Source organism: Afipia felis ATCC 53690 (assembly GCF_000314735.2).
Taxonomy (GTDB): Bacteria; Pseudomonadota; Alphaproteobacteria; order Rhizobiales; family Xanthobacteraceae; genus Afipia; species Afipia felis.
This window is the reverse complement of the sequence record NZ_KB375270.1, coordinates 2,965,776-2,988,036: the sequence shown is the minus strand read 5'-3', so window position 1 is coordinate 2,988,036 and position 22,261 is coordinate 2,965,776. Positions and strand designations below refer to the sequence as shown.

Genomic DNA, 22,261 nt, shown 5'->3' with positions numbered 1-22,261 from the left:
CAACCTGTCGGAGATGTGAACGTCAGCGGTCAGTTTACGGCGTCGGAATCCAGCGCGCTATCCGCCACCTGCTGGCGCAGATTGATCCGTTCGCGAGCGGAGACGGCGAGCAGGTCGGCGGCACGCCAGATCACATTTTCTTCAAACTCGCTGACATGGCCGTCGGCATAGACGAGTTCCCACATCATCTCGACGATCCGCAGCCGCCCCTCCTCGCTCACCGAACGCATAATGACGCTGGTGAAATGATAGAGGTCGACCGCCTCGCCCTCGACCCGCATGGCATCGCGGATCAGCACGTCGGCGGTTCCATGATCAAGATTGAAACGATATTCCAGCAAGGCATGCAGTTTGCGCTTTTCGGCGGCCGAAGGCTCGCCGTCGAGCGAGATCACATGGATCAACAACGCGGCCGCCGCCAGACGATAATCATCGTCGGCGAAGCCGGCTTGCTCCGGCCCGGCAAGGGATACGACATCAGTGATGAACTGGCGCAATCTATCAAGCATCCGGGGTGGTCCTCGAATGGGGAACGGCGTTCTTACCCTAATCAGGGCCGTCTTGTCATTTCATGGCGAGAACATGAAACTCCGGCAATGAAACTCCCGCAGGGCCTTCTGAATCCGCGATTTACCCAGTAAGAGAAATCTTGGCCACTCGGCTCGAGCCTGCCTGCATGCTGAAAACCTTCCAGAACCTGACCTGGCGCGAAGCGGTATTTTCGCTGAAGAGCTTCGCGGCAGCGATGCTGGCCCTCTACATTTCGCTTCGGCTCAATTTCTCCCAGCCGATGTGGTCGGTGACCACGGTCTATATCGTCTCGCAGCCGCTCGCGGGCATGGTGCTGTCGAAATCAGTTTACCGCGTGCTCGGAACCATGATCGGCGCGGTCGCCTCGCTGGTCTTCGTGGCGCTGTTCAACAACAGCCCGGAACTGTTCTGCCTTGCGCTCGCGCTCTGGATCGGGCTCGGCACGACGATCACAATCTATCTGCGCGACGCCCCACAGGCCTATGTCGGCATGCTGTCCGGCTATTCGGCGGCGATCATCGGGCTGCCCGCCGCACTCGCACCGGATACCGCTTTCGACTATGCGGTATCGCGTTGCCTGGAAATCTCGATCGGCATCGGCTGCGCCACGCTGGTGCATCACCTGATCTTTCCGCAGCGCGCGGGCGACGCGCTCCGCAGGGCACTGGATGCGACCCTGCCGAGCATGGCGCGCTGGGCACAGGACGCGCTGCAGGGCCAGCAGAACGAAATCACCGGCCTGCTCGACCGCCGTCGTATTCTCAATGCCGTGGTGTCGCTGGATTCGCTGCGTGTGTTCGCGATCTTCGATACACCCGCCATTCGGGTGGTCGATCCGGCGATCCGGCAACTCGAAGGGAAGCTGCTGGCGTTGCTCGCGATGCTGATGTCGGTCTACGACCGGTTCGCGGCGCTGGTGCAGGAACGCCCCGCCACGGCTGAGGCGCTGCGTCCCCTGCTGGAAAAGGCTGCGGCCCACATGGCGCAAACGGCCGGTGCTAAAACCGCTAGCGACGCGCAGGCGGAGCGTTTCGACGAAACGGAGCTTCACCGCCAGATCGACGCCTATTTGCCGGACACCGCAACTCTGCGTGCCGACACGCGCTCCTTTCTGCTGCGCAGCATGTTGTTGCGCCTTGGCGACGTGCTCGACCATTGGCGCGACGCGGTATGGCTGCGCACCCATATCGCCAGCGGCCGCCGCCTTCCCGGAAATCCCGCCGTGCCGTCCTTCCGCCCCTACCGTGACCTGTCCGCCGCGTTGCTCGGTGGCGCGATCGCGACATTCACCGTACTGCTCGCCAGCGCCTTCTGGATTCTCTCGGCCTGGCCGAATGGCCCGACCGCCGTCACCTTTGCCGGCATCATCTGCGCCATTATGGGTGGCCGCGACAATCCCGCCGCCGCATCCGCCGTGTTTCTCTGGATGAGCTTCGCGGGTGCCCTGCTCGCGGCATTCTATCTGTTCGCGGTTCTGCCGCCGCTCTCTGGCTTCGCAGCGCTGGCGGTCGCGCTGGCCCCATTCTATCTTATCGCGGGCGCGTTTCTCGCGTCCCCTCAGTCGGCCCGCTTTACTCTGCCGCTGATCATGACCGCGGGCGGCCTGACACCGATTGTCAACACCATGACTTATGACTTCGCCGCCTTCATCAACAGCGCGCTCGGCTACGTCACCGGCATCGGTATGGGCGTCGTGACACTTGGCCTGCTCTGGCCGCTGCGGACAGACTGGGCCGTGCAGCGGCTGATGCGCGGCATGTTCCTCGATCTCGCTGCCATCAGCCGGAACGAGCATGCCGACCGCGGCGCATTCGAAAGCCGGATGTTCGATCGCAACAATGCGCTGTTTGCGCGGCTCAATCCAATGAAGGCGGACGAGCGCGCCACCATCCAGGGCGGCCTCGGCAGCCTTCGCCTCGGCCTGAACGTGATGGCGCTGCACGCCTTACGGCATCAATTGCCGCCGCCCGCCGCTCGCCGCGTAGCCGCAGCCTGCCGGGCCATTTCGGATTACTTCGCCCGCGCCGCGCGCAACCGCGCAAGCAAAAGGCCGCTGCTTTCACTCGGAGCAGCGAGCGCCAGTCTCCTCAACCGCGACGACAGCACAGCGACGCTGCGCGCTGCCGAGGCGCTCTACAACATCGACATGATCCTGAAGCGGCATGCGGTTTTCTTCGGGCAACCGCCCGAGGACGAATCTCCGCAGATGGAGACGGTGACCGCATGATCAAGGAAATCAACCTCGCCGGCATCTTGCTGCCGCCCCTGATGGGATATGCACTTGCAGCGAGCCTCCTTTGGCTCGTGCTACGCTTTGGGCTGACGCGCGCCGGCTTCTACCGTTTCGTCTGGCACCCGCCTTTGTTCAATACCGCTCTCTATGTCATTTTACTCAGCATCATTGTGGTCGCGACGCTTTAAACGAAAATCCAAGTCGACTGGAAACAACTGGATGTCCGAACGCCTGCCGCTTCTGCGTCTTTTCGTGACCCTGCTGACCCTCGCCGTCGCGGCGGTCGCAGGCTGGTACTTGTGGCGCACCTATGAGGACAGCCCCTGGACGCGTGACGCGCGGGTGCGCGCCAATGTGGTGCAGGTCACGCCGGACGTGTCAGGCGTGGTGATCGACGTCCGCATCAAGGACAACCAGAGCGTCAAGGTTGGCGACGTGCTGTTCGTGATCGACCAGGCCCGCTTCCAGCTTGCGGTCTCGAACGCAGAAGCCGCACTCGCCGGAGCGCAGAGCCTGCGCGACCAGCGGCTGGAAGAATACGCGCGGCGGCAGAGACTTTCTTCCGCCTCCATCTCGGATGAAGCACTCGCGCAGGCGCACAGCGCCGCACTCTCTGCGCAAGCAGCATACGATCAGGCACAGGCCGCGCTCAATGTTGCCAAGCTCAACCTCGCGCGCACCCAGGTGCGTTCGTCGGTCAACGGCCACGTCACCAACCTGTTGCTCGACAAGGGCGACTACGCCACCGCCGGGAAGGCGATGGTGGCCGTCGTCGACAGCGACTCCTATTACGTCGCCGGTTATTTCGAAGAAACGAAGCTGCGCTCGATCCATATCGGTGACAATGTCTCGATCCGACTCCTGGGATATAGCTCCGAATTGCGCGGCCATGTCGAGAGCGTGGCGCGCGCCATTACCGACCGCGACAATGCGCCGGGAAGCGAGTTGATCGCCAACGTCAATCCTACCTTCAACTGGGTGCGGCTGGCGCAGCGTATTCCGGTGCGCATCGCAATCGACCACGTGCCGGATGGCGTCACACTGAGCGCCGGTATGACCGCCACCGTGGTGGTGACGGGCCCTGGCGACGCGACACCGTCCTCGTCCAAGGCTCCGTAGGGGTGTTCAGGGAACCTCACATGGACTACCGCGATCAGGCCACTTCGGCGTTCGCGACTGACAGGCGACCGGCTTTCTCGAAGACATGTTCGACGACGCCGTCGAAATCGGGCGCCGGCGGCGGCTGGAAAGCGGCGGGTAGTTGATCCGTCCTCACCTTCGAGCGACGGATGACAAAAAAACCCGGCAGTACGCCGGGTTTTCCTGAGTAAGCAGCCTGGAAGAGATTCCTCAGTTCCTGAGGCCCGCTTGTTTAAGGAGCGGCATGACTTCCTTGCCGAAGAATTCAAGGTCCGGCAGGTAGTCGAAGAAGTTCACCTGAACGCCATCGCATCCGGCGTCGCTCAGCTTGCCAAACCAGTCCACGATCTGCTCGGGAGTACCGACAAGATGTACGTTGCCGCCGATTACCCACTGCGCACGGCTGTGTCCACGCCATGACTTGGTGTCACCGCTGACGAAGGTCTGCACGAAATTATCGGCCGCCGTCGTATCCTCGTGATCGAGTATTGCCTGATAGGCCGCTCGCGCTTCTTTTTCGGTTGGCCGACAGATCACATGCGGATTGATGATCGTCTTGACCTTGCGTCCATATTTGGCCGCTAGGTCCTTGACCTTTGCGTTGACTGCCGGAAGCGATTCACATGCCTTCACCGGATCGGCCCCGGCCGGACTCGTGATGAAGATGATGTCCGAATGCTTGGCCGCATATTCCAGCCCGGCCCCTGACGATGCGGCATTGACGAGGAAAGGTCGTTTGGCTCCCGGCCTCGGCGCGAGAAAGGCCTTCTCCGTCTGCCAGTAGCGGCCATTGAACGTGAGGTCCTCATTGTCCGCCCACAGCTTGCGCATGATCGTGGTGAATTCATCGGCCATCTCGTAGCGCAGATCGTGCTCGATCGTCGGCAAACCAAACATCCGGTATTCGCTCGGCTTGTAGCCGGTAACAACGTTGACACCCCAACGGCCGTGACTGATGTGATCGATCGCCGCGCCGAACTTCGCCAGATGAAGCGGATGCCACGCATAGAGAATGTGAACCGTATTGATGAGCACGATCTTCTTGGTCATCGTCGCCAATGCGGTGTTGACGATGATCGGATCTAGCTCGTGCTCGCGAAACTTCATCGCTCCGCCGTAGCCACCCTTGCTCAGCCACTGAGCAAGACCGAAGGCAAGGTCAAACCCGAATTCGTCGGCGCGTGTCGTGCATTTCGCGAGATAGTCGAACGTCCAGCTTGTCCCGCGTGGAGCCGTTGATGGGCTCCACGCGCCTTCCTGCATCGGGAGGAACAAACCGACCAGCAGCTTGTGATCCGGCAATCGCGTCAGAGGCGATACCTCGTGCCATTGATCGACGGGATTTTGGGCCGCGGCCTTCGTGAGGGTTTCAACTGACATCGGTATTTCCTCCTGGATTTCTCAATCAAGCCTTGGCCGGCGCAATGGCGACGTCCTGCGCCAGTTCAAGTGCCTCTCGTGAGACCGGCAGAGGGCCGTCCGCGCCGTAGTTCTGCTTCGAGCGATCGGGCAGGAACAACGTCGAGATGAAGCTGATCGCCGCGATGAACGCGAGATACGCGCTTATCGCGAGCGACGTGCCGTAGGTGTGATACAGCCACGCAGCGATAATCGGTGCCGGACCGCCCGAGGTGATGGACGCAAGCTGGTAGCCAAGCGACGAGCCCGAGTAGCGCACGGCAGGCGGGAAGCTTTCCGCAATGAAGGCCGCCTGCGGTCCGTACTGCATGTCGTGCACCGGCAGGGACACGATGATCGCCAGCACGATCAATGCAGGGACCTGACTGTTGAGAAGGAAATAGTACGGAAAGGCGAACAGGAACATCGTCGCCGCGCCGATCAGGTACATCCGCTTCCGCCCGATCTTGTCCGAGATGTAGCCGAAGAGCGGCGTCGTAACCAGCGAGACGCACGATGCCGCCAGCACTGCATTGAACAGGAAAGATCGCTCGAGCTTGAGCACTCCTGTGCCATAGGAGAGGAGATATGCGGTGAAGACGACAAACGGCGCCATCTGCCCGGTACGAATGAGGCAGGTCAGGATAATTTCACGCCAGTGATATTTAATCGCGTCGAGCACCGGTGCGCGAACGATCTTGTTCTCCGCTCGCACCTTCTCGAACACCGGCGTTTCAAGTACGCCGAGGCGAATGTAGAGGCCGACGCCGATCAAGATAGCGCTGAGCAGGAACGGGATACGCCATCCGATGGTTTCGAACCATTCCGGCGATCCTGCATGGCTCACGATGGTAAGAACACCTACCGCTAGCAGAAGTCCGAGCGGCGAACCGAATTGCGGCCAGCTTCCCGCGAGACCACGGCTCTTGTTGAACTGCGACCATTCAGTTGCCACCGCGATTGCACCGCCCCACTCGCCGCCGACACCGATTCCCTGCAGCATGCGCAGAGCCGTGAGCGCGACCGCGCCCCAGATACCGATCACTTCATAGGTTGGGACGAGGCCGATGATGACCGTACTGCCGCCCATCAGCAAAAGCGTGGCGACCAGAGTGCCCTTTCGACCGATGCGGTCACCGAAGTGCCCGAACAGAATGGCGCCTGCCGGACGGGCGACATACCCGAGAAACAACGTCGAAAACGAAAGCAGCGTGCCCGTATACTGGTCATGTGAAGGAAAATAGAGCTTTCCGAAAACCAGCGCCGCGACGAGGCCGTATAGATAAAAATCGTACCATTCGATCATGGTACCAACCGTTGAGGCAATAACAGCCCGTTTGGCCTGTTTCGCGTAGAAACGGTTCAGTTGACTGTCTTCCATTGTCTGTGCATTCAAGGTCATACTCTCCTCCCAGTATTTTTATATGTGATTGAGTGGCCTTTAGCGGCGATTCAAAGATCTATCCGATAGTTCTCCTGTCTTCGGTCTCGGGGGTCGGAGTCACGCAGCGCCCTTCGCATCTTTCAGGCAAAGATACTGCCCGGCGTGATAAAGCAGCGGCCGCTCATCGAACGTCTCGCTCGCAACGACCTGTCCGACAAAAATCGTGTGCGAACCGACCTCGGTTTCCTGCGTCACGACACACTCCAGAAAGGCGTCGGCGCCTTTGATGATCGGACAGCCAGTCTTGCCGATGAAATGCTCGACCGAAGCGAAGGGATCGTTCGCACGCGACGCAAAATGCTGGGCAAGGACCTTTTGCTCCTCCGACAGAACATTCACCGCGAAGGCCTGCGAGTTTTTGATGATCGGGTGGGACCGATTGGCCCGATTGACGATAATCAGAACGCTCGGCGGCTCCGTCGTCACGCTGCAGACCGCAGTTGCGGTCATGCCGTTCAGAACGTCGCTGTCTGCCGACGTAATGACGTTCACGCTTGCGGCAAACCGCCTCATGACCGCCTTGAACTGGTCCGGCATGATAGGAGCATGATCGATCATCGGGCTGAAATTCTTTTGCGAAGCGATCGCGGTCTGATTGGCAAGCATGGTTTCGCCTCTTCGGCTCGATTGAACATCTGCTGCCAACGGTAGCGACCGCCCTCCCGATAAAAAGCGAATAATTTTGAACGATTACGTTTGAAAAATCCGAACAGTGCGCGCTGTGTTTTTATTTGGAACGCTCGCCGCAATGCACAAGTCTGTTCCGACTTGCTCCGGTGCCTGCACTGAGATTGAATGACGCTGGGGCGATTGCGCCTTTGAGTAATGAGGCCGCGCTTGAATATCCGCCAACTCGAAACATTTCTCGCCATTGTCGAGCATGGCAGTTTCGCGACCGCCGCCGAAAAGCTGAACGCCACGACATCCACCATCTCCGCGCGAATCCAGGAGCTGGAAGAAAGCCTGGGCGTCATTCTTTTCGACCGCTCTCAGCGCAAAATTCGACTGACACCCAAAGGGCGGGAATTGTGCCGCTATGCCGAAAAGGTCACCTCGGCCGTCGCCGATATCAAGACGTTTGTAACCAACGCGGATATGTCCGCAGGACTGCTGCGGCTCGGCGTTGCCGAAATGATCGCGGTGACCTGGCTGCCCCGGCTGGTGGACCTCATCCATGAGCAGTTTCCGAAACTGTCTCTCGAACTGAATGTGTCCCTGACTGCAGAACTTCTGCGACGGATGCACGCCGATGAATTCGATCTCATTCTGGCGCCGGGACTGACGTTTGATGCAAACTTCGAAACCCAGCCCGTGGGAAGCGTTCGCTTCGCCTGGATGGCGGGACGCAGGCAGGAGCTTCCTGATCGTGTCATTGAGCCGGCCGATTTAAAAAACGTCAGAATCCTGTCTTTGGGAAAGGATAGCTTCCATCATCACACCGTCCAGCAATGGCTGACTTCGATTGGCGGCGCCCAGACCAAGGTCGACCTGTGCGACAGCATGGATGTGATCGCCTCCCTGACCAGAGAGGGCGTCGGAATAAGCCTGCTTCCGGTCAAACGATACATGCCTGACATCGAGTCGGGCCATTTGCGGCTGCTGCGAACAAAGCCTTCTGGCCCAAACGTCGAGTTTTTCGCGATCTATCGCTCTTCAACCTCGACAACCTTTCAGGCGCGTATCGCGGAGCTGGCGCGCGACGCCAGCACGTTCGATTTCGCGGATGATCAAAGTCCGGACGAGAAGAGCGCGTAGCTGGCTGAAGCTAAGCGCCCACCCTATCCGACCGACGTTTTCGTTTTTAAGCTGATCGGCAGTCAGAGACCGACTTGGATCAACAGAAAATATCTGGACGAACGTAGCGCAGACCAATGGATGGTTTGCATATGGATATGCATCATGGTCTCAATCGCGCAGATTGCCCGATTTGACTGTGCCTGAGGCGACATGACCGTTTATCTCTATACTCGATGCTGGAACGACGGACACATGCTGCCGTTCTTCTTCAGGCATTACGATCCCTGGGTCGATCGCTATTTTGTCTATGATGACGGGTCGACCGACAATTCAATCGCCCTGCTTCAGGCCCACCCGCGTGTGGAAGTAAGGTCGCAACCGGACCTTTCAGACCCGGAGTCTCGCATCGAATCCCAACGTCGATTACAGAACGAGATTTGGAAAGATGCGCGGGGTAAAGCGGATTGGGTTGTCGTGACCGATCTGGATGAGCATCTTTATCACCCTTCGATCGTTTCATATTTGGAGGAATGCAAAGACAGCTCGGTCACGATCATTCCTGCCTTGGGATTTCAGATGGTCTCGGATTCGTTTCCGAACAGCAATGATCAATCTCTGTTCGACTTCTGCTCAAGGGGCGCGCCGGATCAAAGTTATTCGAAGGTGAGTATTTTTGATCCGAATGAAATTCGTGAAAGCAACTTCATTGCCGGTCGTCATCGCGCCGCATTTGAAGGGCGCGTGTTAGCGCCGAAACCTGACGAACTGCTTTTATTTCACTTCCATTATTTGGACATGGCACGCGTTGCTGCACGTCATAAACTTTACGCCACCCGCCAACGCTCAAAAGACCTGAAACGTGGATGGGGCGCTCAATACATCTGGTCGGACGTCGAGCTCCGCAAGCAATGGGCGGAGATTGAGCGATCGGCTATCGACATAAAAAACGATCATTGGAGCCGTAAACGCCACCCGGGCCGGAAAATTTGGCGTCGCATTCCTCGAACGAGGCTGCGAGGAATTGGTCGAGCTATCGACCGCTCCTTGCTAAAGTTTAGACCTCGGAATTTATGGACTGCAATGCGAGGGCGTCCTTAGCAAGAGTCAGGTCGTGTTCGGACTGCGCGGCCCAGAATGACAGGCGCGCTCTCAATGCTTTGACCCCGTCTTTCATGGTCCAATGTGCCGGCGGATTTCGAAAGAACGATCTGGAAAGCCATGCTCCGGTCGCGCCAAGGCGTGGGTACTGAGCATACAGGATATCCGGATTCAGCGGCAGGGTCGCATCGTCATGACGGCCTAGACCACCAAACGAAAATCTCTTTCCGCTATCCTTCACGATTCGGGCAATTGTGCTCATTAGGGGAGATGATACGAGCTCGAGCCCACGAAGATTCATGGATAGCCGCAGATCGTTGAGACCAATCATGATCTCATCTATGCCCTTGGTTGCCGCGATCTCCTGAATGCGTACAAGCGCGCGGGGGGTCTCGACAAGGAGCATGGTGTACGCCCGCCCCTTCACAAGATTTGCAAAGACTGCAGCGTCTGCCTCCGTGTGAAAGTAGGGCAACATCAAAACGGTTGCCCCGCACTTTATCGCTACCCCGACTTCTTCGGCCGTTCCTGGATGCGGCGGATTCAACCGGACAAAAACATCGCTGGAGCGCAGGGCGCGCGCGATCTCCGAAAGATTATCCCACGTATGCTCGGATAGCCGGGTATCGTGCCCAGCCTGGCGAGCGGCCTTTCCCAGCCGCTCGATATCTATCCCAATTCGCTGAACGCCAGCTTGTTCTCCCTCGACAGCAACAGCGGGGTCCGCCGTGAGCAGCGTCAGAAGAAAGTCCTGCCCGAATGACTCCGTGTCGCTGAGCATCGATCCACTCTACAGATCAATCGGCACTTTGCCGTGCTCCGACGACAGCCTGAAATTGTCCGGGTCGGCATGATCATAGGGTACATCGTTGACATTGACATATTGAGCAATCGATCCGCTCTCATTGCGCAACCCGTGCCACACGCCCGGAGGCACAACCGCAATGAGCGGCCGCAAAACACCGAAACGAATGATGTCATGCTGTCCCTTGGTTTTGGAATTCTCGCGTCCGTCCCACAACACCAGCTTGATATTCCCACTGATGGCAATCAGGTGATCCGTCTGTCGTGTATGGCGATGCCAATCCGTGACCGCTCCGGGATTCATCGTGGCCAGAATCATGTGACGCGGTTCGATGGAAATCTCAGGCCAGTCCGTGCGGAACAGCTCCGTGACAGCGCCGCTGCGCGTGAGCACGTTGTTCAAAGCAATGGTACGAACACCTTGGATGTTAAAGGACTGAGCACGCGCACCCGTCGCGGTGACAGTCTGAGGATCCTTCTTGCCTTGTTCCATTGCCTTCCCTTCGGCCGCAATCGGCGAACAACTCGAGCCAGTTTCGAACGGCATACGGTCATCAGTCCGACTTTCCGTTCGAACTCATAAGGCTGAGACAGCCGATGACCAAGTGCTTTCGTCAAGCCATACGGCTTTGGACGCTTGCCGAAGGTTAAACAGGGGCGGAAGTAAGATCACCAACGCCAGCAGGCGCCAATCGCCGACATGCTAACTGCGCGGGAGGACGGCTATCCAAGCGGGGAGATTAAGCGGTCTCGCCAGAGGCGATTTGCCCCCGCCCCGTATTACGGGACGCAGATTCCTACATTATCAACAATGGCATAAGGCGGCGTCGCGTGAGCGCGACAGCACTCGGTTGGGGGGCTCTGCCACGCTAGGCAGGTTTCACCGTGCTTCCTTTGACAACCAGCTTGAAGCCTACGTCGATTACCTTCTTCGAAATCGTGTTGCCGGACAGCCGGCTGACAATCATCTCTGCGGCCAAGCGTCCCATTTCGTAGCCGGGCACTTCAGCGCGCGTGAGCGCCGGAACGACATAACTGGCCAGGTCCAAGTCGCCGAGACCGACAATTGCTAAATCATCGGGCACGGCGCGACCTTGTCGTTGCGCCTCAAAAAGCGCACCGACGGCAAAGCTATCGCCGCTACAAAATACTGCATCAAGCCCTTTATCGCGGTCATAAAGAGTACGCAGCGCTACGGAGGTATCGCTGAAACTAATTGGCAGCGGGAGCTCAACGAACAGATCGGCATTCAGATTGGCTTCTTCCATCGCGCGTCGAAAACCCAGCGCTCGCTGCCGCCCCCGCTCGTTGGCTCGCAGTGGACCGCAAATCATGCCGATACGACGGCGGCCAATATCAACCAGATGGCGGACAGCTTCTCGCGCCGCCGCCTGGTTATTGAAGCCAACGTTCATATCGACCGGGCGGCGTGTCAGGCTCCAGGTTTCAACGACAGGAACGCCGCTTCGCTCCAAAATTCTACGTGCTTCCGGTGTCTGGACAATGTCAGCCAATATGATGCCGTCCGATCGGCGGCCGAGCAGTGAGGCTATTAGCTTTGTTTCGTCATCACCGGAAAGATTGTTGTCGCCGAGCACGAATTGGTAGCCGCGCGGGGATAGATATTCCGAAATGCCCCGCACCATGCGCATGAATGCGGGCGTGTTAAGGGACGGAATAACGACGGCTATCTGCCGAGTCTGCCGCGAGGCTAAACTGCCCGCGATCAAATCGGGCACATAACCAAGTTTCGAGATCGCCAGCTCGACCTGTTTGCGGGTCTTCTCCGCAACCAGATTTGGTTTCCGCAGCGTGCGTGACACCGTTATCGGTGACACGCCCGCCTTGGCGGCAACATCGTCTAAAGTGATGTTGGATTTCTCAGTGCTCATGAACCATCATTTAGCTGACGCAGTGGCCATCTGTCGATTGCCACTTTTCGCCGGAGGCTTGTTCGAGATTGGCAGCGCCACGATCGAACTCAGGATCAGCGACACACCAGCCAGAACCAGCGCGGTCGAGAAATTGCCGGTGACCTCGCGGAAGTATCCGAACATAAGCGGCCCGAAGACTCCACCGATATTCCCTGCGCCATTGATGAGTCCGATGCCGACGCCCGAAACCGACGGTGGGAGGATTTCGGTTGGCATTGTCCAGAACGGACCGTAGCGGCCGAAGAACGATGCGGTGGAGAGGACCAAGAAGCCCAGGACGACCCAGATATTCCAGCCTACGGCGAACTGCGCGCAGATGAGAAAAATACCCGAGAGCGACGACATGATCAGCATGTGCCATTTCCGCTCTTGCCGCTTATCCGAGCTTACGGCCACGAAATACATCACGACGACGCCGGCAAGATAGGGCAGAGAAGCCAGAAGGCCAACAATGTAGATAGGCATGCCGTGCGAACTATCCCTGATCACACTTGGCAGCCAAAAAATCACGCCCCATTCAGCCATCAGCGCTAGAAAATTATAGAGCGCGAGCAGCAACACGGCTGGGTGCATCAGTGTTTTTGCCCAATGACCGGTTGGCTCGCTAGCAAGCTTTCGCTCGTTGGACAGTTCGCTGACCAACATCTCCCGCTCGGCCTTCGGAAGCCACTCGGCTTCGGCCGGCGTGTCATCGATGGCGAACCACCAGACGATGCCCCACAGAAGAGCTGGCACCGCTTCAAACACAAACATCCACCGCCAGTTCATGAATGTGAGAACAAATCCCGTAATCGGGTTTGCAATCATCGGCCCGACGGCGATTGCCATCAGGAAAAGCACATTTGCGCGCGCCCGTTCGGCGCGGGTAAACCATCGGCTAATCAGGACGATAACGGACGTGAGAACGCCACCTTCCGTCACGCCAAGCAGAAATCTATTAGCGACGAGTTCGGTGGTCGTATGCACGAACGCCGTCGTCATCGACATAAAGCTCCAGAGGACAAGCAGACCCAGGATGACTTTCTTGGGACTCCAGGTCGACGCGAGACGCCCTGCCGGGACCTGAAGGACGACGTACCCCCAGAAGAAAACGCCGGTCGCAAACCCGATTTGGGAAGCTGTAAGGCCCAGGTCGGCCCGGATGCCGGGAATGGCCATCGCAATGTTGGTTCGATCGATGAACGACAGAACGTACATGACGAATGATACGCCAAGTATTCGAAACCAGCGGTTTTGCGATATCGGCACTGATGCGCTCATAAGGTCCCTCCCGATTAGTAGCGCTTCCCATAAGCTTGCGCCAAAATGACAGCGCAATCATTTATTATTGACAGCGCTGTCATTGTCAGATCAAAATGGCAGCGCTGTCAATTAAAAGATTGGTCACTGCAATGCCCAGCCCGAAAAATCTGGTCGTGATACTTTCCGACGAACATTCCGCCAAGGCGCTCGGATGTTACGGACATCCGCTCGTCCATACGCCCAATCTTGATCGACTTGCCGCTTCCGGCGTTCGATTTGACGCGGCGTATTGCAACTCTCCGGTATGCATCCCCTCTCGCGCATCTCTTGCGACAGGACGATACATTAATCAGGTTGGCTTCTGGGATAATGCCGATCCTTACGATGGGTCTGTAACCAGCTGGCACCATCGGCTGCGGTCAACAGGACACCGCGTTGTCTCCATTGGAAAGCTGCATTTCCGCTCGAGTGAAGACGACAACGGATTCAGCGAAGAAATCGTCCCGATGCATGTCATCGAGGGCAAGGGCGACCTCATGGGGCTGGTTCGAGAAAACCTCCCACGGCGGGGAATGTCCTGGAAGATGGCCAAACTCGCCGGGCCGGGCGAGTCTCCGTACACATTTTATGATCGCGATATCACTGCGCGCGCGCAGACCTGGCTTCAGGAAGAAGCCCCGAAGTACGCCGACAAGCCGTGGGTGCTTTTTGTATCACTCGTCTGTCCGCATTTTCCGCTTACAGCGCCGCCTGAGCATTTCTACCGCTATTACAATGATCCACGATTGGCGTCGCCAAAGCTTTACGAAGACATGCACCGCCCCAACCATCCCTATCTGCAGGATTATGCAGGCAGCTTCGTCTATGACGAGTTTTTCGATACTCCGGACAAGCTGCGCCGGGGGCTGGCGGGATATCTCGGGCTCTGCAGTTTCCTGGATGAAAACGTGGGAAAATTGCTTGCCTGCCTGACGGACACCAATCTCTCCGACACCACACGGGTGATCTACACCAGTGACCACGGCGACAACATGGGAGCCCGTGGATTGTGGGGTAAGTCCACCATGTACGAAGAAACCGCAGCCGTGCCTTTCATCATGTCCGGTCCCGACATCCCGCGCGGACAGACATGTGAAACTCCCATCTCGCTGGTCGATTTATATCCGACAATCCTGGCGTCGGCCGGTGAAGCCTTGACGGCCGACGAGGAGCAAAACCTTCCAGGGGCCTCGCTGTTCGATATCATCGAAGAGCAGCCAAAAGACCGCGTCGCATTTTCCGAATACCACGGAATGGGAACGACCAGACCCGCTTTCATGGTGCGGAGCCGCCGCTGGAAGTACGTCAATTATCTCGATTACCCGCCGCAACTCTTCGATCTTGAAAACGACCCGGAAGAGCTGAATGACCTTGCTGGCAACCCGAAATACGCGGATGTCGAGGCCGACATGCGTCGCCGGCTTGAAGAAATTTGCGACCCAAAAGAGGCCGATGCGCGCGCGCGGGTTCGGCAGAATTCGCTGCTTGAAAAGAATGGTGGTCGAGACGCTGTGATTGCACGCGGCGATCTCGGCTTCTCGCCTCCGCCAGGCGTGGCGGCTGAACTCGGTTAAGTCAGGAGAACGCAAAACGAAGCGAACCGGCTCATCGGAGCGGTTTCAAGGCCTTCGGAGCGGACTGCCTGCTCCGAAGGCTTTTTTGATGCGGTATCGCTCGGCTGGTTTTATCGTTCGTGAGTTCAAGCAAGATCGAACGGGTCATACGCCCGCCGCGATTCGGATCGGAACATGAACCATCAGATTTCAAACATGAAGAACATGACCGATGTGCCGGACATGATCCGGCTTACTGGCGGCGTCTATGTGATGGGTTCTGACAGGCACTATCCTGAAGAAGCACCCGAACATCGGGTTAAAGTCGGCAGCTTCCTGATCGACCGGACACCGGTGACAAATCGTCAGTTCAAAAACTTTGTCAGACAAACCGGATACATCACCTTCGCGGAGAGGATGCCAGACCCAAAAGATTATCCGGGAATACTTCCAGATATGATGTTTGCCGGTTCGCTGGTCTTCACGCCTCCGGCGTCGTCCTCTCATCGGCACAGCTGGGCGCAATGGTGGACCCTTATGAAGGGAGCCAATTGGCGCAGGCCATACGGCCCCAAGAGCAATATCAATACGCTCGATAGCCACCCTGTCGTTCACATCACTTTCGCTGATGCCCTTGCATACGCTCAATGGGCCGGAAAGGATTTGCCGACCGAAGCTGAATGGGAGTTTGCCGCGCGCGGCGGGCTGGAGAATGCCGACTTCGCATGGGGCAACGAGCTCGCACCCGGAGGCACGTATCTCGCGAATACCTGGCAAGGAGAATTTCCTCACGAGAACCTGGCTCTCGATGGCTATGCCCGCACCTCGCCTGTGACCGCCTTTCCGCCGAACGGTTACGGCATTCACGACATGATCGGAAATGTTTGGGAGTGGACAAAGGATTGGTACGGTTCACGCCATCAAGCGGATGCGCAAAAAGCCTGCTGCATACCTGAAAACCCGCGGGGAGCGCGAGAAGAAGACAGCTTCGATGCTGGAGACCGCAACACTCGTATTCCAAGGAGGGTTGTAAAGGGTGGCTCGCACCTATGTGCGCCGAATTATTGCCGACGATACAGACCCGCCGCTCGTCAAGCACAGCCCATCGACACGTCTACGAGTCACGTCGGATTCAGGTGCGTGATTCGAGCCGACTGAGCTAAAAGACTGGTGCCGCAAGAGGGACTCGAAACCCCGACCCCCGGGCGTTCTGGTGGAAGTGCCCATGATGCTGTCGGTTGTAAAGATCGTAAAAGCGACACGGTCTTGGTATGAACCCGAACTGAGGTTTGAAATTCATCGACTCCAGAATCATCTGGAGTGAATTCATTTTCTATAATTAGGCGCGGCGTTCATCTCGCAAGCGAGCACCCTTCACCAGTCCGAAAATGGCTGGGATCACGACCAACGTTAGCAGCGTCGATGAGACCATGCCGCCAATCATCGGCACTGCGATCCGTTGCATGATTTCGGAACCAGTACCTGTACTCCACATGATCGGCAGGAGGCCTGCCATGATTGCCACCACGGTCATTATTTTGGGCCGCACACGATCCACAGCGCCCACCATGATCGCGTCGGCGAGGTCACGCCGCGAGACCGGTCGACCTTGCGCTTGACACAAGGCCTGTACTTCAGCCCACGCGTGGTTGAGGTAGATCAGCATAACGACGCCCGTTTCCGCCGCGACACCGGCCAGAGCAATAAAGCCAACGGCAACTGCGACAGAAAGATTGAAACCAAGCCACCACATCAGCCAGAGTCCGCCTATCAGCGCGAATGGCAACGAGAGCATGACGATCAGGGTCTCGGTGATCGAGCGGAAATTGAGATAAAGCAGGAGGAAAATTATCAGGAGCGTGACAGGTACAACGACCTTCAACCGGGCAGTCGCACGTTCGAGATATTCATACTGACCGCTCCAAATCACGTAATAGCCTGGCGGAAACTGAATCCCGGACTGCACGGCATACTGGGCGTCGGCGACGTATCCTCCGAGATCGCGATCCCGGATATCGACATAAATGTAAGTTGCGAGTTGGCCGTTTTCTGTCCTGATCGAGGTTGGCCCGCGTGCAGGTGTCACGCTGGCGACTTCTCCCAATGGCACAGCCCCGCCCCCGGGCATCGGCACGAGAATATCGCTCGCGATTGCCTTCGGACTGTCGCGAAGATCCCGAGGATAGCGCATGTTGACAGTGAATCGTTCTCGGCCTTCAACAGTGGTCGTTATGCTTTGGCCACCAAGTGCAGTTGCGATCGTGTCCTGCACGTCCTGCACTAAGATGCCGTACCTCGCCAATTCCTCACGATTGGGTGTGATCTCAAGATAGTAGCCGCCGAGCGCACGCTCCGCATATGCCGACGATGTCCCCGGAACAGCCTTAAGTACCTGCTCGATCTGTCGCGCGAGTGTGTCGATCCCGGCGAGATCAGGACCAATCACCTTCACGCCAACCGGCGTGCGAATGCCAGTCGAAAGCATGTCGATGCGAGCCTTGATTGGCATGGTCCAGGCATTGGAGACGCCGGGGAACTGTAGCGCCTTGTCCAATTCTGCGATGAGGCCGTCGATCGTCACGCCGCGGCGCCACTGCTCCTTTGGCTTGAGATTGATGATGGTCTCAAACATTTCCATGGGCGCTGGGTCTGTGGCCGTCGACGCACGTCCCGCTTTGCCAAAGACAGAGGCCACCTCTGGAAAAGAACGAATGGTCCGATCCTGAGTTTGCATCAGTTCGGCGGCCGAGGTCACCGAGATACCGGGCAGCGTCGTCGGCATATACAGCAGCGTGCCTTCGTTCAGGTTCGGCATGAACTCTGTCCCGAGTTGCCGCGCGGGCCAGACCGAAATTGCGAGAACTCCGACGGCAAGAAGGATCACCAATACTTTGGCCTGCAACACGCATTTGATCACCGGCTTGTAAATCCAGATCAGGAATCGGTTGATCGGATTCCGGTGTTCCGGGATGATCCGGCCACGAACGAAGATCACCATCAGCGCTGGCACCAAAGTGACTGACAGCAATGCCGCAGCTGCCATCGCAAAGGTCTTGGTAAAGGCAAGCGGGCTGAACAGCCGGCCCTCTTGCGATTCCAGCGTGAAGATCGGCATGAACGAGACGGTAATGATCAGAAGGCTGAAGAATAGTGCTGGGCCCACCTCCGACGCTGCATCGATCAGGACGGAGATGCGCGACTGGCCGTCTTTGGACCGTTCGAGATGTTTGTGCGCGTTTTCGATCATGACGATTGCGGCGTCGATCATGGCGCCGATCGCAATCGCAATGCCGCCGAGGCTCATGATGTTGGAGCCGATATTTAATAATTTCATCGCTCCGAATGCCATTAGCACGCCGACCGGCAACATCAGGATGGCAACAAGCGCACTCCGGACATGTAGCAGAAACACGATGCACACCAGAGCAACGATGATGCTTTCTTCGACCAGCGTGTGTTTGAGCGTCGTGATAGCCGCGTTGATCAAGTTCGAGCGGTCATAGACCGGCACAATCTCAACTGACTTTGGTAGACTTGTTGCGATCTCCTTGAAGCGCTTCTTAACGTTGTTGATGACGTCGAGCGCGTTGATGCCGAAGCGTTGCAGAACGATACCGCTCGCCACCTCGCCTTCACCATTCAGTTCGGCAATCCCCCTCCGCTCGTCGGGTCCAAGCTCAACACGCGCCACGTCGCGCAAGAGCACCGGCGTGCCTTTGTCGGCCTTCAGAACGATGTTTCCGAGATCATTGATGCTTTTGAGGTAGCCTTTCCCCCGAATGACGTATTCGAACTCGGACAGTTCGACAGTGCGCCCGCCAACGTCTGCATTGCTGGCGCGGATTGCATCGCGCATCTTCTGCATGGTGATGCCGAGATCGCGCATTCGCTGCGGATCGAGAACCACGTTGTATTGTTTGACGAAGCCGCCGACGCTCGCCACTTCCGAGACGCCCTCCGCCCTTGCAAGAGCAAACTTCAGATTCCAATCCTGGATTGTTCGTGTGTCTGCGAGGTTCAATTCCTTGGATACCACTGCATACTGGTAGACCCAGCCTACGCCGGTCGCATCCGGCCCAATGGTTGGCGTGACGCCTGAAGGTAACCGCGAAGCCGCGCTGTTGAGGGATTCAAGCACGCGCGAACGCGCCCAATAGATATCGGTGCCGTCGTCGAAAATGACGTAGACGAAGGAAACGCCGAAGAACGAGAACCCACGCACCACTTTCGATTTTGGGACCGTTAACATCGCGGTGGCGAGCGGATAGGTGACCTGATCTTCGATCACCTGCGGCGCCTGTCCGGAATATTCGGTGTAGACGATAACTTGCGTATCCGAGAGGTCTGGAATGGCATCGAGCGGCAGATGAGCCAGCGCGTAGATGCCTGCGGCAGCCGCAAAACCGGCACCGAACAGAACCAACAGCAGATTGCGCGCCGACCACGCGATGACACGGGCAATCATGGCCGTGTTCCCGTGCTATCAGGTCTCAGGGGCGTCGGCTTTTCGTCGTTCGCGGCAGCAAGTCCTTTCAGCGCGGCTTTAAGATTGCTTTCGGCATCAATCAGGAAGTTTGCTGAGGTGACGACAGCCTCGCCCTCTGACACGCCTTGAGTGACTTCGACGAAACCGCTGCCATGACGACCAAGCTTCACTTCACGCGGCTCGAAGCGTCCTTCGCCTTTGTCGATCAGAACGACCTGACGGCTTCCGCTATCCAATACCGCACTTTCAGGTGCCGCGAGTACCGGATCGGTCGTACCAGCCTTGATCTCAGCATCGACATACATCTCGGGTCGCAATAGTTCGTCGGGATTAGGCACCTCGACTCGAATCCGCGCAGTGCGCGTTGCTGCATTGAGATGCGGATAAATGAGCGCGACGGTGCCATCGAACGTTTGGCCGACGAGCGCACGCGGCCGGATAGTCACCTTGGCTCCGACAGAGATTTGCGCCAGATCGCGCTCCGCCACATCGATGAGCACCCAGACAAGGCGGTGGTCGGCGATCCTGAACAACACTTCGCCAGGCGCCGCACGCATGCCATTCACGGCATTGCGTTCAAGAATCTCTCCGTCCTGCGGAGCAACCCAAGGAACCGAGAGTGAGATTTCCCGGCTGCGCTCAAGCTCCTTGATGGCTAAATCCGGTGTGGCCAGGTTCTCCAATCGGCGCCGTGCGCCCTTCAGATCCCTGCCCGTGGCTCCAGCATTAATGGCGGAGAGATATTCCGCAGCCGCGCTCGATAGCGCCGGACTGTAAACGTTCATAAGCAATTGCCCCCTATGAACGTGGTCGCCGGTTGTGACATTGGCGACGCTCTCCACGAATCCCTCGAATCGCAACGCGACAACCGAAACGCGTCTCTCATCCTCCTGAACGGTTCCTGGCGCGCGGATCAGCGACGTCACTGTCTTCTTGACGACGAGCTCAGATTTCACGCCTGTGCGTTGAATCTTTCCCGGCGAGAGCTTGACCGATCCGTCATTCGTATCCTCGTCTTCATAGACAGGAATGTAGTCCATCCCCATCGAATCTTTCTTTGGCGTCGGCGACGTGTCCGGCAATCCCATGGGGTTGCGATAATATTTGATCTTACGGCGTTCTTTGGCGTCTGCTTCGACGTGTGATTGTGAATCGGCGTCCTCGTGCGCAGGGTCGTCGAAACTCACGTCGGCACCAGCGGGCACCACGCGATAGTCTCGGCCATCCGGGGTTTTCTTCGGCGTCAAGGAGTAGAACGGTCTGCCGTCCGGATCTTGAAAGTAGATAGGCGCACCCGCCGCCATAGCGGCGGATACGATTGAATATTCAGGATGCCGCAGCCCCAGTTCGCGGCTGGACATCAAAGCGATACCTGCCGCTGCAATGATTGCAGCGGCAGTCGCGGAGAGACGGCGCGGAGTCATTTTTCGGCCGTGACGACTAACTTGGTCTCAACAGTGCCGGTCTCACCCTGCACCTTGGCGCCAAGTGAAAGCTGCCACCGTCCCGCCATGCTGAAGTTTGCCTTGAACCGATAGGTTCCTGGCTCCGTACCTGGCATCGCGGTGACCTTTGTTGCCATCTCCTGCATGCCATCCGGCTCCATGTCGAGCCGGGTTGCAAAGATCACAGCATCAGGCACGGCTTTGCCGGTGGTTTTGTTGACGAGGCGTACGGCGACGATGCGATCCGACCCAGCCTGGACCGTCGGCTGCATGAGTTGAAACTCGTAGTCCTTGATGTCGGCATGCGCGGGCAACGTCATGCCTACTAATGCAGCACCGAATAGCGCGACCGTTGCGGCGCGCGCGCGATAGAGACCCTTCATGATTTTAGATCCTCGATATGTCTGACGTGCCGCCATAGCGGCATACAACAATGCGCGCGCCATCCGGCACGCGAACTCACGCAGGTCAGACGTGTACTCGAGGGGGATAATCGGGAGGCTTGGCGCCAAGTCCGTCGATCAGAAGGTCGTCGGCAGGAAGCAGGGCTTCACGCACTGAGTGGCGTTCAATAAGCGAGGCCGCGCTGGACGGTGCAGGAAAGGAAATCGTCAACATGCACAACGCGACGAAGGGGCATCCATCGCAGTTCTTATTTTGAGTTTGATCAGGGCAGCAAGGCATATCGTCGGCCATCGACATAGCCTGCATCTGGCTGACCGCAGCCATCGCTGGTGTGCCCAACACCGGAATCGTCAGCGGGGCGAGCAAGAGCCCCACCCCGACAAAAAGCATGATCCAGAAATTGGTTAACCGCTTCAAGCGCATGCCCTGTTTTCGCATGACCGGCATGGTCTCGCAAATGGTAAAACATCACGATTCCGGCAAGGTAGCCAGAGCCGCAAGATCTGGAAGGCCGAGGTCAAGAATATTCCCGCCATGATCGCAGCGACGATCAAATCTGGCCACGCCGTCGCCGTGCCCCAGACGCCCAGCGCCACAAACATCACGGCCACGGCATGACTGCAATTCCGGATTGTACGGGAATGCGCGCCGTTACCGTCCTGACCAACTTTCGATTGTAAAAGAGGTGGTGCCGCAAGAGGGACTCGAACCCCCGACCCCGTCATTACGAATGACGTGCTCTACCAACTGAGCTATTGCGGCGAACCGTGAG

At 57.8% G+C, this 22,261-nt stretch carries 20 protein-coding genes, 1 tRNA gene and 1 pseudogene; 9 read left to right on the top strand and 13 right to left on the bottom strand.

The annotated features are described in order from the left end of the window. Window positions 1-29: 29 nt before the first annotated feature. A complete protein-coding gene (locus tag HMPREF9697_RS14150) occupies window positions 30-509 on the bottom strand; it encodes a tellurite resistance TerB family protein (protein WP_002717920.1) in 480 nt (159 codons plus the stop codon). Window positions 510-649: 140 nt separating this feature from the next. Here HMPREF9697_RS14150 and HMPREF9697_RS14145 point away from each other — a divergent pair, with 140 nt between their 5' ends. The 4 genes from HMPREF9697_RS14145 to HMPREF9697_RS21670 are packed head-to-tail and all read left to right on the top strand — an operon-like array spanning window position 650 to window position 4,029. Next, window positions 650-2,758 carry an FUSC family protein gene (locus HMPREF9697_RS14145; protein WP_244597760.1) on the top strand — a complete coding sequence of 703 codons (2,109 nt, stop codon included), beginning with the start codon at window positions 650-652 and terminating at the stop codon, window positions 2,756-2,758. Continuing rightward, the gene (locus HMPREF9697_RS14140; protein ID WP_002717918.1) at window positions 2,755-2,952 is read left to right on the top strand and encodes a DUF1656 domain-containing protein; all 198 of its coding nucleotides are present in this window, start codon (window positions 2,755-2,757) and stop codon (window positions 2,950-2,952) included. The genes HMPREF9697_RS14145 and HMPREF9697_RS14140 overlap by 4 nt, the downstream gene beginning before the upstream one ends. Window positions 2,953-2,983: 31 nt before the next feature. Then, a complete protein-coding gene (locus tag HMPREF9697_RS14135; protein WP_002717917.1) occupies window positions 2,984-3,883 on the top strand; it encodes an efflux RND transporter periplasmic adaptor subunit in 900 nt (299 codons plus the stop codon). 20 nt (window positions 3,884-3,903) lie between these two features. Continuing rightward, window positions 3,904-4,029, top strand: coding sequence for a hypothetical protein (locus tag HMPREF9697_RS21670; protein WP_283804943.1), 126 nt, complete (start codon window positions 3,904-3,906; stop codon window positions 4,027-4,029). A gap of 85 nt (window positions 4,030-4,114) precedes the next feature. Here HMPREF9697_RS21670 and HMPREF9697_RS14130 read toward each other — a convergent pair whose 3' ends face one another. From HMPREF9697_RS14130 to HMPREF9697_RS14120, 3 genes are all read right to left on the bottom strand, one after another. Then, window positions 4,115-5,284 (bottom strand): LLM class flavin-dependent oxidoreductase, encoded by a 1,170-nt coding sequence (locus HMPREF9697_RS14130; protein ID WP_002717916.1) that lies wholly within the window; start codon window positions 5,282-5,284, stop codon window positions 4,115-4,117. Window positions 5,285-5,309: 25 nt separating this feature from the next. Then, window positions 5,310-6,704: an MFS transporter gene (locus HMPREF9697_RS14125; protein ID WP_002717915.1), complete on the bottom strand. Its 1,395-nt coding sequence runs from the start codon at window positions 6,702-6,704 to the stop codon at window positions 5,310-5,312. Between the two features lie 99 nt (window positions 6,705-6,803). Then, the gene (locus HMPREF9697_RS14120) at window positions 6,804-7,352 is read right to left on the bottom strand and encodes a flavin reductase family protein (RefSeq protein ID WP_002717914.1); all 549 of its coding nucleotides are present in this window, start codon (window positions 7,350-7,352) and stop codon (window positions 6,804-6,806) included. A 219-nt stretch (window positions 7,353-7,571) separates the two neighbouring features. Between HMPREF9697_RS14120 and HMPREF9697_RS21730 the strand changes: the two are divergent. The 3 genes and pseudogenes from HMPREF9697_RS21730 to HMPREF9697_RS20520 form a co-directional block, all read left to right on the top strand. Further along, a pseudogene (locus HMPREF9697_RS21730) lies at window positions 7,572-7,709 on the top strand (LysR family transcriptional regulator); the annotation flags it as partial. A gap of 168 nt (window positions 7,710-7,877) precedes the next feature. Further along, entirely contained in the window at window positions 7,878-8,501 is a 624-nt protein-coding gene (locus HMPREF9697_RS20185; protein ID WP_244597756.1) for a substrate-binding domain-containing protein, read from the top strand. 192 nt (window positions 8,502-8,693) lie between these two features. After that, window positions 8,694-9,581, top strand: coding sequence for a glycosyltransferase family 2 protein (locus HMPREF9697_RS20520; protein WP_002717912.1), 888 nt, complete (start codon window positions 8,694-8,696; stop codon window positions 9,579-9,581). Here the strand turns inward: HMPREF9697_RS20520 and HMPREF9697_RS14110 are convergent. From HMPREF9697_RS14110 to HMPREF9697_RS14095, 4 genes are all read right to left on the bottom strand, one after another. After that, the gene (locus tag HMPREF9697_RS14110) at window positions 9,538-10,362 is read right to left on the bottom strand and encodes an aldolase/citrate lyase family protein (protein ID WP_002717911.1); all 825 of its coding nucleotides are present in this window, start codon (window positions 10,360-10,362) and stop codon (window positions 9,538-9,540) included. The two genes, HMPREF9697_RS20520 and HMPREF9697_RS14110, sit on opposite strands and share 44 nt — an antisense overlap. A 9-nt stretch (window positions 10,363-10,371) precedes the next feature. Beyond that, window positions 10,372-10,932 (bottom strand): cupin domain-containing protein, encoded by a 561-nt coding sequence (locus HMPREF9697_RS14105; protein ID WP_210161931.1) that lies wholly within the window; start codon window positions 10,930-10,932, stop codon window positions 10,372-10,374. Between the two features lie 322 nt (window positions 10,933-11,254). Continuing rightward, a complete protein-coding gene (locus HMPREF9697_RS14100) occupies window positions 11,255-12,277 on the bottom strand; it encodes a LacI family DNA-binding transcriptional regulator (RefSeq protein WP_002717909.1) in 1,023 nt (340 codons plus the stop codon). Window positions 12,278-12,283: 6 nt separating this feature from the next. Then, a complete protein-coding gene (locus HMPREF9697_RS14095; protein ID WP_040307965.1) occupies window positions 12,284-13,516 on the bottom strand; it encodes an MFS transporter in 1,233 nt (410 codons plus the stop codon). A gap of 158 nt (window positions 13,517-13,674) precedes the next feature. Here HMPREF9697_RS14095 and HMPREF9697_RS14090 point away from each other — a divergent pair, with 158 nt between their 5' ends. Beyond that, entirely contained in the window at window positions 13,675-15,174 is a 1,500-nt protein-coding gene (locus tag HMPREF9697_RS14090) for a sulfatase-like hydrolase/transferase (protein WP_244597755.1), read from the top strand. 174 nt (window positions 15,175-15,348) lie between these two features. Further along, on the top strand, window positions 15,349-16,311 hold the full coding sequence (locus tag HMPREF9697_RS14085) for a formylglycine-generating enzyme family protein (protein ID WP_002717906.1): 963 nt from the start codon (window positions 15,349-15,351) through the stop codon (window positions 16,309-16,311). Window positions 16,312-16,492: 181 nt separating this feature from the next. Here HMPREF9697_RS14085 and HMPREF9697_RS14080 read toward each other — a convergent pair whose 3' ends face one another. The 5 genes from HMPREF9697_RS14080 to HMPREF9697_RS14060 form a co-directional block, all read right to left on the bottom strand. Continuing rightward, complete coding sequence (locus HMPREF9697_RS14080) at window positions 16,493-19,618, bottom strand: efflux RND transporter permease subunit (protein WP_002717905.1); 3,126 nt, start codon at window positions 19,616-19,618, stop codon at window positions 16,493-16,495. Next, complete coding sequence (locus HMPREF9697_RS14075; protein WP_002717904.1) at window positions 19,615-21,063, bottom strand: efflux RND transporter periplasmic adaptor subunit; 1,449 nt, start codon at window positions 21,061-21,063, stop codon at window positions 19,615-19,617. Before HMPREF9697_RS14075 ends, HMPREF9697_RS14080 begins: the two co-directional genes overlap by 4 nt. Next, window positions 21,060-21,467, bottom strand: coding sequence for a FixH family protein (locus HMPREF9697_RS14070; RefSeq protein WP_002717903.1), 408 nt, complete (start codon window positions 21,465-21,467; stop codon window positions 21,060-21,062). The genes HMPREF9697_RS14075 and HMPREF9697_RS14070 overlap by 4 nt, the downstream gene beginning before the upstream one ends. Before the next feature lie 85 nt (window positions 21,468-21,552). Beyond that, window positions 21,553-21,927, bottom strand: coding sequence for a hypothetical protein (locus tag HMPREF9697_RS14065; RefSeq protein ID WP_002717902.1), 375 nt, complete (start codon window positions 21,925-21,927; stop codon window positions 21,553-21,555). A gap of 248 nt (window positions 21,928-22,175) precedes the next feature. Then, window positions 22,176-22,251 (bottom strand) — tRNA-Thr (locus HMPREF9697_RS14060). Window positions 22,252-22,261 lie beyond the last annotated feature (10 nt).